Raw genomic sequence first — 12,040 nt, 5'->3', positions numbered from 1 at the left:
GGGCGGTCGGCGAATGACGCGCTATACGCCCGCGCGGCCTGGGGACGTGGTCGATCTCGTCCGTGCGCAGGTGTTGGGCCTGATGGTCAGCGGCGTCGGCGGCGACCACGCCGTCACGCCCCTGCCGCTGCTGCCCACGGAGGACGACGCCGGCGGAGTGACCGAGTTCTTCGGCCATTTCGCCCGGTCGAACCCGCAGATCGAGACGCTGAAGGCCGATCCGCGCGCCCTGATCCTGTACCAGGGACCACATGCCTATATTCCGCCGGCCTGGATCTCCAAGCCCGGTTGGGCGCCGACCTGGAACTACGCCCTGGCCCAGTTCGAGGTCGAGGTCCGCTTCCTGCCCGAGGAGAACCATCGCTCCATCGTCGAATTGGTCGAGGCGCTGGAGGGCGGCGCCTGGTCGGTGCGGCAGATGGGCGAGCGCTATGAGCGGATGCTGCCCCACATCCTCGCCTTCCGCGCCCGGGTCACGCGCCAGGCCGCCAAGTTCAAACTGGGGCAGGACGAGAGCGAACAGTCGTTCGAGGAAATTCTCGACGCCCTGGGCGACGCGCCCATCGCCGCCCTGATGCGCAAGGCGCGCCTCTAGTTGCATCTGGCGTCAACTGGCCCCTAGGGTGGGGTCAGTATCGCGTGTCGATGGGACCAATGCTGCGACCCTGGAAGATCACCCTGTCCGAGCGGATCGATGGCGCGCGCGCCATGCCGCTGTATCTGCAGATCGTCTACGCCCTGATCCACGAGGTCCAGCGCGGGCGCTTGGCGCCGGGCGCCTATCTGCCCAGCAGCCGCGAGCTGGCGCGGACCCTGGGGGTCAACCGCAAGACCATTGTCCTGGCCTATGATGATCTGATCGCCCAGGGCTGGCTTCAGTCGCACGGCACGCGCGGCACCCGCGTCGCCACCAATCTGCCGGACCAGCCGGTGGAGAGCCAGGCCCGGGCGGGTCCGCCCGACACGGCTGAGTTCCGCTTCAACGCCGCCGACGGCCCGCCCTTCGTCCTGTCGGGCAGCGACGCCCTGACCTTCGACGAGGGCACCCCCGACTGCCGTCTGTTTCCAACCGACGTCCTGGCCCGCGCCTATCGCGACGCCATCACCCGCGCCACACGCTGGAACCGGCTGCACTATGGCGACCCGCGGGGCTCGCCCTATCTGCGTCAGGGCATCGTCGACATGCTGAACGCCCAGCGCGGGCTCCAGGCGAGCATCGACAATATCTGTATCACCCGCGGCAGCCAGATGGCGGTCGCCGTGGCGGCTCGCGCCCTGCTGAAGCCGGGGGATACGGTGATCATGGAGAGTCTGACCTACACCCCGGCCGCGGCCGCCTTTCGCGCCGCCGGTGCTCAGGTCATCGGCGTTCCGGTCGACGCCGACGGGATCGACGTGGAGGCGGTCGAGCGAGCGTGCCGCAAACACCGGGTCCGCGCCGTCTTCCTGACCCCGCACCACCAGTTTCCGACGACGGTCGCCCTGCGGCCGGAGCGGCGTCTGCGCCTGCTGGAAATCGCGCGCCAGTTCGCCTTCGCCGTGATCGAGGACGATTACGACCACGAGTTTCACTTCGAATCCCAACCGCTGCTGCCCCTGGCCAGCTATGCGCCGAACCGGGTCATCTATATCGGGTCGCTCTCCAAGCTGACCCTGCCCAGTCTGCGCATCGGCTATGTCGTCGCGCCGACGGCCGTGATCGACGCCATCGCCAGCCAGATCATGACCCTGGATCGCCAGGGCAACGCCCTGACCGAGGACGCGGTGGCTGAACTGATCGACGCCGGCGAACTGCGTCGCCATGCCCGCAAGACCCATCTGATCTACGGCGCGCGTCGCATGGCCTTCGCCGAGGCGCTGGACCGCGAGCTGGGCGGGCTGATGACCTATGACATGCCGGACGGCGGCCTAGCCTTTTGGCTGCAGTTTCCCGATCTGGACGTGCTGGATCGCATCGACCAGAACGGCCCCTCTGTCGGACTTCGCTTCGCCCCGTCGGATTCCTACGCCGTTCCTCCTTCGGAACAGCGTGGTCTGCGTCTGGGCTTCGCCAGTCTGAACGAGATGGAGGCGGGAGACGCAATCCGCAGACTTGGTCTTGCCGCTATGGTCTCAACCTAGACGGCGACTGCATTCGACGGACGGCAATCGTTCAGGTGCGAGCTTGCCTCTATCTCGCAGCCATCCTCGACAGGCGGACCTTCGGCGTCCCGCTCGCATCCGAGACGAACAGGCGCAAGGCGGCGGTCGCCCGGCCGGCGAACGGTGATGACGTAAGGGGCGCCGGCAGGATCGACCTGAGCGGGGCGTCGCACCAGATCGGCGCCCTTGGCCGTGCCGGATCGACGGCGCGACCCGCCGGCATGGGCGAAAAATCAGATGAGAAAACACGGCGCGGAGTTGCACGCGTCGGCGCAAGTCAGTGCGGCGCCGAAGGCGCCTAAGGCGGCGCGCCATGGCCGTTGTGGCGGGAGAAAAGTCGGCCAAAGTCGTTGAAGAGTTGCGCGCAAGTTACTGGTATTACGTACGAAAAATACTGTTGACGGCGGGAGCGGAATGGCGTTTGCAATGAGTCGCGGCGCCTTGAAACGCCCTGAACAGACAGGACTTCAGACATGCAAAAAGACCCTGGGCGCCGCCTGTTCGGCGCAGCGATGACGTATGGCCTGCTGGTCGCCGGACCGGCCCTCGCCGGCGGCTCCGGCATGCCGTGGGAGGGGCCGCTTCAGCAGGTGGTCCAATCGATCACCGGGCCGGTCGTCCAGGCGGCGGCCGTGGTGGCCGTAGTGGTCTTCGGGGCCGGGGTGGCGATGAGCGAGAACGGCTCGTCGATGCGTCGGGGCCTGGGGATCATGTTCGGCCTGTGCATCGCCTTCGCCGCCTCCACCTTCTTTCTTGATTTCTTCGGCTTCGCCGGCGGGGCGGAGATCGGGTGATGGCGGCCTCGACCCATGACGCCCGGCCGGACGGCTGGGACCTTCCCGTGGCCCAGGCCCTGGCCGAACCCGTCCTGATGGCCGGAATGCCGAGGGGCTACGCCATCGCCATGGGCACCATCGCTCTGGTGCTGGGTCTGGCCCTGCGAATCTGGTGGCTGGGCCTCCTGTGGTGGGCGGCCGCCCACGCCGTCGGCCTGTGGGCGGCGCGCGTGGACCGGCGCTTCTTCGACGTCCTGCGCCGGCATCTCGCCCTGCCGGGCCATCTGGACGCGTGAGGGGACGATGAGGTTCCTCGACGAGCACCGCCGCCGACCGGCCGCCCTCGCGGATCACCTGCCCTGGGCCGCTTTGGTCGCCCCCGGTGTCGTGCTCAACAAGGACGGGTCCTTCCTGACCGGCTTCCGCTTCCGCGGTCCGGACCTGGAATCCTCGACCGAGGACGAGCTGATGGCGGTGCGGGCGCGGCTCAACAATGCGCTGCGGCGTCTAGGCTCCGGCTGGTGCCTTCACGTGGAGGCGCGCCGTCGTCCCGCCGCATCCTATCCGGAAAGCGTGTTCGACATCGACGCAGCCTGGCTGCTGGACGCGGAGCGCCGCAGCCGGTTCGAGACCGCCGACCCGGCCTTCGAGACGGACTTCCGGTTGGCCCTGACCTGGCTGCCGCCGGCCGATGAGACCCGGCGGCTCGAGCGCTGGCTGTTCGACGGGCTGCAGAAGGGCGGGCAGGACTGGCGCCGGGCACTGGAGACGTTCGGCCGGGAAGCGACCACGACCCAGGACCTGCTGGCCGACGGCCTGCTGGAGATCGAGCGGCTGGATGACGCCGACCTGCTGACCTGGCTGCACGACTGCGTCTCGCCGCGGCCCTTCGCTGTCCGGCCGCCGGAGACCCCGATGTTCCTCGACGGCTGGCTAGCCGACGCGGCCCTGACCGCCGGGGTCGCGCCGCGGCTGGGTGACCTGTGGCTGAAGGTCGTTTCGGTGCGGGGACTGCCGTCCGTCACCCGGCCCGGTCTGCTGGACGCCCTGGGCGCCCTGCCGTTCGCCTATCGCTGGACCGCCCGCTGGCTGGGCGTCGACAAGCCGGAGGCCGAGCGTGAGATCGTCAAGCTGAGGAAGCGCTGGTTCGCCAAACGCAAGGGCGTCGGCGTCCTTCTGCGCGAGGCGATCACCAAGGAGGAGGTGCCGCTCCTGGACACTGACGCGGCCTCCAAGACCGAGGAATGCGACGGGGCCCTGGCCGCGCTCGGCGCCGAGGTCTGCGCCTTCGGCTATCTGACCCTCACTGTCTCCATCCTCGACGCTACCGAAGAAGGGGCGATGGCCAAGGCCCGGGCCATTGAGGCGGCGCTGAACGCCCAGGGACTGATGGCCCGGATCGAGGATCTCAATGCCGTCGAGGCCTGGCTCGGGTCGATGCCGGGCGAACCCTATGCCGACATCCGCCGACCGCTCGTCTCGACCCTGAACCTGGCGGACCTCCTGCCGGTCTCGGCGGTCTGGGCCGGACCGTCGATCGATCCCTGTCTGGACGGCCCTCCGCTCGCGACCGCCCGCACCACGGGGTCGACGCCGTTTCGCCTCGCCCTGCACGTCGGAGACGTGGGTCATGCGATGATCGTGGGGCCGACCGGCTCGGGCAAGTCGGCGCTCCTGGCCTTTCTGTCGCTGCAATGGTTCCGTTATCCCGACGCCCGGGTCGTCTTCTTCGACAAGGGCCGCTCGGCGCGGGCGGCGACCCTCGCCGCCGGGGGGCGCTGGCGGGCGATGGAGCCGGGCGCGGACCTGTCGCTGCAGCCGCTGGCGCGGATCGACCGCGACGACGAACGGGCCTGGGCCTCGGAGTGGATCGCGGAGACCGTTCGGCTGGCGGGGCTGGAGGCGGTCCCGCGGGTCCGGGAGGAGATCTGGGCCGCCCTGACCGCGTTGAGCGAAGCCCCGTCCGGCCAGAGGACGCTGACCGTCTTCTGCGCCCTCGTGCAGGACAAGGCTGTGGCGGCCGCGCTCGAACCCCTGACCCTCAAGGGACCGCACGGCGCCCTGCTGGACGGGGAGGGCGCGAGCCTCACGTCCAGCCGCTTCGACACCTTCGAGCTGGAGACCCTGATGGCGACGCCTTCGGCTATCGCGCCGGTCCTGTCGGCCCTGTTTCACGCGCTCGAGCAGGGGTTCGACGGCCGGCCCACCCTCCTGGTGCTCGACGAGGCCTGGCTGTTCCTCGGCGAGACGGCCTTCGCGGCGAAGATCCGGGAGTGGCTGAAGACCCTGCGCAAGAAACGCGTCGCCGTGGTCTTCGCCACCCAGAGCCTGGAGGATGTGGCGGCTTCCTCGATCTCCGCCAGCCTGATCGAGAGTTGCCCGACCCAAGTCTTCCTGCCGAATCCTCGCGCTCTGGAGCCGTCCTCGGCCGGCCTCTACCAGGGCTTCGGCCTCAACCGGCGTCAGCTGGAGCTGATCGCCTTCGCCACGCCCAAGCGCGCCTACTACTGGCGTCAGCCCCGGGGGCGCCGGCTGTTCGACCTGCGGCTGACGGGCGTCGCGCTCGCGCTCTGCGGCGCCGGCGCGCCCGAAGACCAGACCGTCATCGATGACGTTCTCGCCCGGTTCGGCGAGGCCGGCTTCGCCCGTGAATTCCTCAAAGCCAAGGGAGTGCAGAATGTGGATTCCGTTTTCGACGCCTTCGCCGGTCCGCTCGCGGCCGAATAGGGCCGTCCTCGCCGTCCTGGCGGCCGTCCTCACGGCGTCCGCGGCGCCGGCCGCCGCCCAGCAGGTGGTGTTCGATCCGCGCAATCACCTGGAGAATGCGCTGCAGGCCGCCCGCCAACTGGAAAGCCTCGCCAATGAGGCGCGCAGCCTGGCCGCCTCGCCCTACAGCCACCTGACCGGTAGCAGCCAGTCCCTGCGCGACATGGCCGAACTGGCGCGGAGCGTGCGCGGCGCGGCCTCGACCGTCGCCGGGATCGAGCGCCAGTTCGAGACCCTCTATCCGGACGACCTCACCGGAGCCGACGCCCTGCGGCTGCTGGAACAGAGCGAGGCCCGGACCTCCAACGCCCGCCGCACCGCCGAGGATCTGGCGCGGACGGCGGCCGAACTCGAGCGGCTGGGCGCGAGCCGGTCGAACCGGGTGGCGGGCGCGCTTGACGCCAGCCAGGCCGCCCAGGGCCAGACCGCGGCCGTCCAGGCGACCAATCAGCTGCTGGCGGTCCTGGCCGAGGATCTGGCGGCCTTGCGCACCATCATGCTGGCCCAGTCGCGTCTGATGGCCGAGGCGACGGCCCGGGAGGCGGCGGACCGCGCCGCGGGCGAGGAAACGCGTCGGCGTCGCTGGGCGACGACCGGGAGCACGCCTTCGCCGCCGGCCTTCGATCCGTTCGCGCGCGCCCGGGACTGACGGCCATGGCCCGGGTCAGCATGGAAACGCCCAACGCGCTGATGGTGGTGTTCTCGAACACCGTCTCGGCCGGGTTCAACGCCCTGCAGGGCGCGGTCAACGGCGTGTTCGGCCTGCTGATTGTGCTGGTCGTCGCCCTGACCGGCATCCAGTGGGCCCTGTCGGCCAACCGGGAGGTGCTGGCGGCCGGCTTCGGCAAGGTGCTGCTGATCGGCGCCTTTGCGTATCTGATCAACGACTGGCAGCAACTCTCTGAAACCCTTTACGTCGGCTTCCTCGAACTGGGGCTGACGGCGGGCGGCGGATCCCTGTCGAGGGCCGAGTTTCTCAACCCCGGCGCCGTGCTCCAGCAGGGCTGGGAGATCGTCCGCGCCCTGGGCGAGACCCCCGCGCCCGTTGACAATCCCCTCGACGTCGTCGGCAATATGGCCGACGCCTTGATCCTGGGTCTGGCCATGATCGGCATCCTGCTGGCCTTCGCCGTCCTGGCGCTGCAGATCATCGTCTCCCTGCTGGAGTTCAAGATCGTCACCCTCGGCGGCTTCGTCCTCCTGCCGTTCGGCATCTGGTCGAAGTCCGCCTTCCTGGCCGAACGGCCGCTCGGCTACGTCGTCTCCTCCGGTCTGAAGGTCCTGGCCCTGGCCATCGTGGTCTCGGGGGCGCGGACCGTGTTCGACCAGCTGCAGCCGTCGGCCAACCCGGACATCTACGAGGCCCTCACCATCCTGGTCGCCGCCCTCCTGTTGGCCATGCTGGCGATGTTCATCCCGAACCTGGCCTCGGCCCTCGTCACCGGCGGCCCGGCCCTGGGCGCCGGAGCGGCCCTGACCGGCGCCTTGGCCGTCGGCGGGGCGGGCGTCCTCGCCGGCGCCGGTATCGCGGGCGCCGGCGCCATGGCGGGCGGCGGAGCGGCGAGACTGGCGCGGACGGCCGCCGGCGCCGGGGCCGGTCGGGCGCCCGCCGCAGTGTCGCCGACCGGAGGCGGAAGAGGCGGGGGTGGCAGCCCGGGTGCGCCGCCGCCGTCGAACGACAATCCCGGCCCGCGGCCGGGCGGCCGGGGCGCCGGAGCGCCGGGACCCGGTCCGACGACCTCAGGCGTCGGCGAACCTGCCCGCGCCTGGCGCTCTCAGCCGGTCGAGCCATCGGACGAACCCTCCGAGGGGGCGTCAGGCGGCGGTTCGGCCGGAGCCGCGGGAACGGAAGCCCCCGGCGGCGCACGCCCGGCGGCGACCCTGGCGCGGGAGACCGAGGCGGCGCGACGGGACTTTCACCGCGCCGCGGCCGGGCAGGGCGGCGGATCCGGTCGCCCGCAGGGCCGGGCGACCGCGCTTCAGGCCTTCTTCGTCGCCAATGCCGGTCGAACCCTGATGCCCGCCGGTGAAACCAGCGGCGTCCTGTCCCCCAATCTGAGAAGCGAGGAGAGCTGAGATGCATCCCTTCTTTCGTCCCAAGCGGCCGATGCCCGCCGCGCCCGCCTCGACCCCCTACCAGCGGGCCGGCCAGATCTGGGACGACCGGATGGGCCTGTCCCTGGCCCACGCCCGGAACTGGCGGCGGATCGCCCTGGCCAATCTGGCGCTGGCGGCCTTCCTCGGCGCGGGCTGGTGGGTCCAGGCGGAGCGGGCCGTGGTCAAACCCTTCGTGGTCGAGGTCTCGGACTGGGGCGAGACCCAGAGGATCACCGCCATCGGCGGCCGCTACGAACCCAACGAGGCCCAGGTCGGTCATGCTCTGGCGGGCTGGGTCCGGGACGTCCGCTCCAAGTCGATCGATCCCATCGTCATTCGCCAGAACTGGCTTCGCGCCTATGACCTGCTGACGCCCCGGGCCGCCGCCTTCCTCAACGCCTGGGCCCAGACGCACGACCCGTTTTCGGACGTCGGACGCGAGGCCGTCAATGTCGAAATCCTGAACGTTGTCAGACGGACGGAGCGGACTTTTGATCTTCAATGGCGGGAGACCCGCTTCGTCAACGGCCAATCGGCCGGAACCGAACGCTGGCGCGCCCTGATCACCACCACGACCCAGCCGCCCCGGACCGAGGCGGAGCTGATGAAGAACCCCCTAGGCCTGAAAATCGAGGACGTATCATGGACCCCCGACGCCTCCTGATCATCACCACGGCCGGTCTTTTTCTGTCCGGCTGCGCGCTGCTCCCAGGTGGCGCGCCCGGGCCTGTCGCGACGGACCTGCCGATCGTGGCCGCTGCGGTCGTGGAGCAGCCGGCCGCCGCCGCGCTCCAGCCGCTTGAGCCTGAACCGGAGGTCACCGAGGCGGCGATCCCGGACGACGACGCGCGGCCTTACCTTGCGGAGATCGAGCCTGCGGCCGCAGCGCCGCCCCCCGCCGTCGGCCGCGCCGCGATCGCCGAGGCCAATGCGAGGGCGGCGACGCCGTCGCGATCCGACTCCTTCGTGGGCGGGATGCAGGTCTTCGCCTGGTCGCCGGGCCGGGTCTTCGAGGTCTGGACCGCGCCGCTGCGGGTCACGACCCTGACCCTGGGCGAAGGGGAGACCCTGATCGCCAAGGCGGCCGGGGACACGGTGCGCTGGCAGATCGGCGAGGCCCTGTCCGGCGAAGGCGCCGCGCAGCGGGTGCATGTCCTGCTCAAGCCGTTGGAGCGAGGACTTGAGACCAACCTCGTCCTGACGACGAACAAGCGTGTCTATCTCATTGATCTTAAGAGCGGCTCGCCTGCCGCCTTCAATACGGCGGTCGCCTGGGCGGCGCCGGCGGCCGAGGTTAGGCCCGCCGTGGGCGATCCGGTGGAGAGTGAACGCGACATCCGCGTTCCGGACCCGGTCGTCCTCCCGGAGGGCGCGCTGGACGCCCGGTATCGGCTGGAGCCCCGAGGACGCGCGCCGCGCTGGACGCCGACGGCGGTCTTCAACGACGGCCTGCGCACCTTCATCGCCTTTCCGCCCGAGCTTCAGGTCGACGAGGCGCCCGCCCTGTTCGTCGTCGCCCCGGACGGCGAGGCCCAGCTGGTCAACTACCGCCAGGCCGGGGGGCTCTTCATCGTCGACCGGGTTCTCGACCGCGCGGAGCTGCGCCTGGGCGACCGACGCCCGCAGATCGTCCGCATTCATCGTCTGCCAGGAGCCAGGCCATGACCGACGCCGACACCTCTCCACCCGCCGAGCCGATGCACGCGAGCGCTCCCGGCGTGGCGGATACGAAAGCGCCCGCTCCGGGGCTTTCGATGCGCGCCCCACGACCGACGGCCGTGCGCCTGAGGCGCTCCGTGGTCCAGACCATCGTCATCGGCGGCGTGGTCCTGATCTCCGGCTCCCTGGCCTGGGCCTTCGTGGTCCAGCCGGAACTGCGCGACGGCGCGCGGGCCCGTGCCGCGGAGGCGCGGGAGGATCAGGCGCGGGGCGTCGTGCGCCCGGCCGAGGCCGTGACGCACCAGCCGGCGAGCTACGACCGGCTCCCGGAGCCTCGCGGCGAAGCCGCCGGGCCGGTGGAGGCGCCGGCGTCCGACGTCGCGACGGGACCGCGGTCGTCTCCGCCGGCCTATCGACCGGCGCCGGCGTCCGCGTCTCGAGGTCCGGGACCGAGGGAGCTCGCGGCGCGGTCGGGACTGTTTTTCGACGAGGCCGCGGGGTCGCAGACCGCCGCAGCGCACTCGGCGGAAGGACAGGCGGCGGCCGGGCGATCGGCCGGACGCGCCGAACCGGCGCAGCTTGCCGACTACGGCGCGACCTACAACGGCCATGTCCTGACCGCGCCCCTGTCGCCCTATGAGCTGAAGGCCGGGGCGATGATCCCCGCGGCCCTGCTGACCGCCGTCGACACCGCGCGCGCCGGGCCGGTCATCGCGACGGTCAGCCAGAACATCTACGACACCGTCAGCGGCCGTCATCTTCTCATCCCCCAGGGGACCCGGCTCATCGGGCGCCATGAGGGAGAAAGCGCCTACGGAGATCGCCGGGCCTTTCTGACCTGGGAGCGTTTGATCCTGCCGAACGGCAAGAGCCTCGTCCTGACCGGCGAGCCCGGGGTCGATGCGCAGGGCGCCGTCGGCGTGCGGGGATCGGTGGACCGCAGACTGTTCCCGCTTCTGGTCGGAACCCTGTTTGCGGGCGCCATCACCACCCTGGGCCAGATCGCCCGGGACGATGACCCAGACTCCGGGGGGCTGCTCGGCGACGCCGGAGACGCGGCGGCCATCGAGGGCGCGCGGGTGGGCGGCCGTCTGATCGACCGCGAGCTGGAGGTCCGGCCCTCGATCCGGGTGCGCGCGGGCGCTCTCGTCCGGGTGATGATCACCCGCGATCTGATCCTGGAGCCGTATCGGCCATGAGCCCGCTGGACAATGGAAACCGATGGGCGGTCCTCGGCGTGGCCGTCTTCATGCTCGGAGCCCTCGCGCTCCTCGCGCGCCAGACGCCTGCGCTCGCCCTGGTCAACGAGAGCCCCAGCCTGACGCGGGGCGTCTACGCCCGCGTTCCGGCCGGAAACATCGTACGGGGCTCGACCGTCGCGGTTCCCCAGCCCGAGCGGGCGCGCGCCTACCTCGCCTCGCTCGGCATGCCGGCGGAGGTCGCCCTGATCAAACGCGTGGCGGGCGTGGGCGGTGACCGGATCTGCGCGCAGGACGGACGGGTCGTGACGCCTGGGGGCGTCATGGCGGTGCATCGTAAGGATCGTCGCGGCGCCGTCCTGCCGCAGTGGTCGGACTGCCGTCGGCTGGCGGCCGATGAGGTCTTTCTGGTCGGCGACACCTCGGGCAGCTTCGACAGCCGCTACTTCGGACCGGTCCGGACGGCCGAGGTGATCGGTGTCTATCGGGAGGTTCTGACATGGTGAGGATCGGTCTTCTGGCGGGCCTGCTTCTGGGGCTGGCCGCGCCCGCGGCGGCGCAGTCGGTCGACTGGCGGCGCGCCGGCGGGGACCTGTTCGGTCGCCCGGAGCCGGAGCCTGCGGTGTGGATCGCGGACGCCGACACGCCCCGGCTGGATTCGCTCGACCAGCCTTTCCAGGACGCCATCGCCCGGGCCGCCGCCGCCCACGGGCTCGACGAGAAGCTCCTCCATGCCGTGGTGCTGACCGAGTCGGCCTACCGGCCGGATGCGCGATCGCCCGCCGGCGCCGTCGGCCTGACCCAGCTCATGCCGGAGACGGCCCTGGAGCTGGGCGTGACGGACCGGTCGGACCCGATCGAGAACCTGCGCGGCGGGGCCGACTATCTGGCGCGCCAGATCCTGCGCTTCGGCGACCTGCGCCTGGCCCTGGCCGCGTACAATGCGGGCCCGTCGCGCGTGGCGAGGCTCGGGCGCGTGCCCGACATCGCCGAAACCCGGGATTATGTTGCGACCGTGATCGAATGTTTCCTGGCGCTGAGCGCCGGGCAGGGGCCGCGAAACAGCCGGCAGTGCCGGTCGCGAGGCGCGCCGTGACCGATCAGGACCTGCAGCCCGGCGATGACCGCGCCGACGACGACCTGCTGACCCGCACGGAGGCCTCGGCCTTCCTGGCCCAGTGCGGCATCCGCCTCAAGCCGGCCACCCTCGCCAGGCTCTGGTCGACCGGGTCGAACGGTCCGCCGTGCCGGCACATCCGCTCGAGACCCTACTATCCGCGCGGTCTGCTGCGGGACTGGGCCCGGGCGCAGATGACCGACGTGCGCACAGGCGCGCCGCCGGCCGCCCGGGGACGGCGTCGTGGTTAGGCGGAATCCCCTGGGCGCTGCGCCGTCGGTCGC

The 12,040-nt window shown here is 71.0% G+C and carries 13 protein-coding genes; all 13 read left to right on the top strand.

What is annotated here, in order from left to right:
• Positions 1–13: 13 nt before the first annotated feature.
• The 13 genes from H2037_RS01760 to H2037_RS01700 all read left to right on the top strand — a co-directional run bounded on the left by H2037_RS01760 (position 14) and on the right by H2037_RS01700 (position 12,007).
• Positions 14–595 carry an FMN-binding negative transcriptional regulator gene (locus tag H2037_RS01760; protein ID WP_292116896.1) on the top strand — a complete coding sequence of 194 codons (582 nt, stop codon included), beginning with the start codon at positions 14–16 and terminating at the stop codon, positions 593–595.
• A gap of 59 nt (positions 596–654) precedes the next feature.
• Positions 655–2,121 (top strand): PLP-dependent aminotransferase family protein, encoded by a 1,467-nt coding sequence (locus tag H2037_RS01755; protein WP_292116893.1) that lies wholly within the window; start codon positions 655–657, stop codon positions 2,119–2,121.
• 494 nt (positions 2,122–2,615) lie between these two features.
• Positions 2,616–2,936, top strand: a complete 321-nt coding sequence (locus tag H2037_RS01750) for a TrbC/VirB2 family protein (RefSeq protein WP_292116890.1) — start codon at positions 2,616–2,618, stop codon at positions 2,934–2,936.
• Complete coding sequence (locus H2037_RS01745) at positions 2,936–3,214, top strand: VirB3 family type IV secretion system protein (RefSeq protein ID WP_292116886.1); 279 nt, start codon at positions 2,936–2,938, stop codon at positions 3,212–3,214. Before H2037_RS01750 ends, H2037_RS01745 begins: the two co-directional genes overlap by 1 nt.
• A gap of 7 nt (positions 3,215–3,221) precedes the next feature.
• Positions 3,222–5,645, top strand: a complete 2,424-nt coding sequence (gene trbE / locus H2037_RS01740; protein ID WP_292116883.1) for a conjugal transfer protein TrbE — start codon at positions 3,222–3,224, stop codon at positions 5,643–5,645.
• Positions 5,596–6,333: a conjugal transfer protein TrbJ gene (locus H2037_RS01735; RefSeq protein ID WP_292116881.1), complete on the top strand. Its 738-nt coding sequence runs from the start codon at positions 5,596–5,598 to the stop codon at positions 6,331–6,333. Before trbE ends, H2037_RS01735 begins: the two co-directional genes overlap by 50 nt.
• Positions 6,334–6,338: 5 nt before the next feature.
• Positions 6,339–7,760, top strand: coding sequence for a P-type conjugative transfer protein TrbL (gene trbL / locus H2037_RS01730; RefSeq protein ID WP_292116879.1), 1,422 nt, complete (start codon positions 6,339–6,341; stop codon positions 7,758–7,760).
• A gap of 1 nt (position 7,761) precedes the next feature.
• Positions 7,762–8,445, top strand: a complete 684-nt coding sequence (trbF, locus tag H2037_RS01725; RefSeq protein WP_292116877.1) for a conjugal transfer protein TrbF — start codon at positions 7,762–7,764, stop codon at positions 8,443–8,445.
• Positions 8,424–9,446 (top strand): TrbG/VirB9 family P-type conjugative transfer protein, encoded by a 1,023-nt coding sequence (locus H2037_RS01720; RefSeq protein ID WP_292116874.1) that lies wholly within the window; start codon positions 8,424–8,426, stop codon positions 9,444–9,446. Before trbF ends, H2037_RS01720 begins: the two co-directional genes overlap by 22 nt.
• A complete protein-coding gene (locus H2037_RS01715) occupies positions 9,443–10,639 on the top strand; it encodes a TrbI/VirB10 family protein (RefSeq protein ID WP_292116871.1) in 1,197 nt (398 codons plus the stop codon). Before H2037_RS01720 ends, H2037_RS01715 begins: the two co-directional genes overlap by 4 nt.
• The gene (locus H2037_RS01710; protein ID WP_292116868.1) at positions 10,636–11,145 is read left to right on the top strand and encodes a S26 family signal peptidase; all 510 of its coding nucleotides are present in this window, start codon (positions 10,636–10,638) and stop codon (positions 11,143–11,145) included. The genes H2037_RS01715 and H2037_RS01710 overlap by 4 nt, the downstream gene beginning before the upstream one ends.
• Positions 11,139–11,735 carry a lytic transglycosylase domain-containing protein gene (locus H2037_RS01705; RefSeq protein ID WP_292116865.1) on the top strand — a complete coding sequence of 199 codons (597 nt, stop codon included), beginning with the start codon at positions 11,139–11,141 and terminating at the stop codon, positions 11,733–11,735. The genes H2037_RS01710 and H2037_RS01705 overlap by 7 nt, the downstream gene beginning before the upstream one ends.
• The gene (locus H2037_RS01700; RefSeq protein ID WP_292116862.1) at positions 11,732–12,007 is read left to right on the top strand and encodes a hypothetical protein; all 276 of its coding nucleotides are present in this window, start codon (positions 11,732–11,734) and stop codon (positions 12,005–12,007) included. The genes H2037_RS01705 and H2037_RS01700 overlap by 4 nt, the downstream gene beginning before the upstream one ends.
• Positions 12,008–12,040 lie beyond the last annotated feature (33 nt).

The organism is Brevundimonas sp. (genome assembly GCF_013912065.1).
Classification (GTDB): domain Bacteria; phylum Pseudomonadota; class Alphaproteobacteria; order Caulobacterales; family Caulobacteraceae; genus Brevundimonas.
Note: the sequence above shows the minus strand (reverse complement) of the source record. Positions and strands in the feature narration are given on the sequence as shown.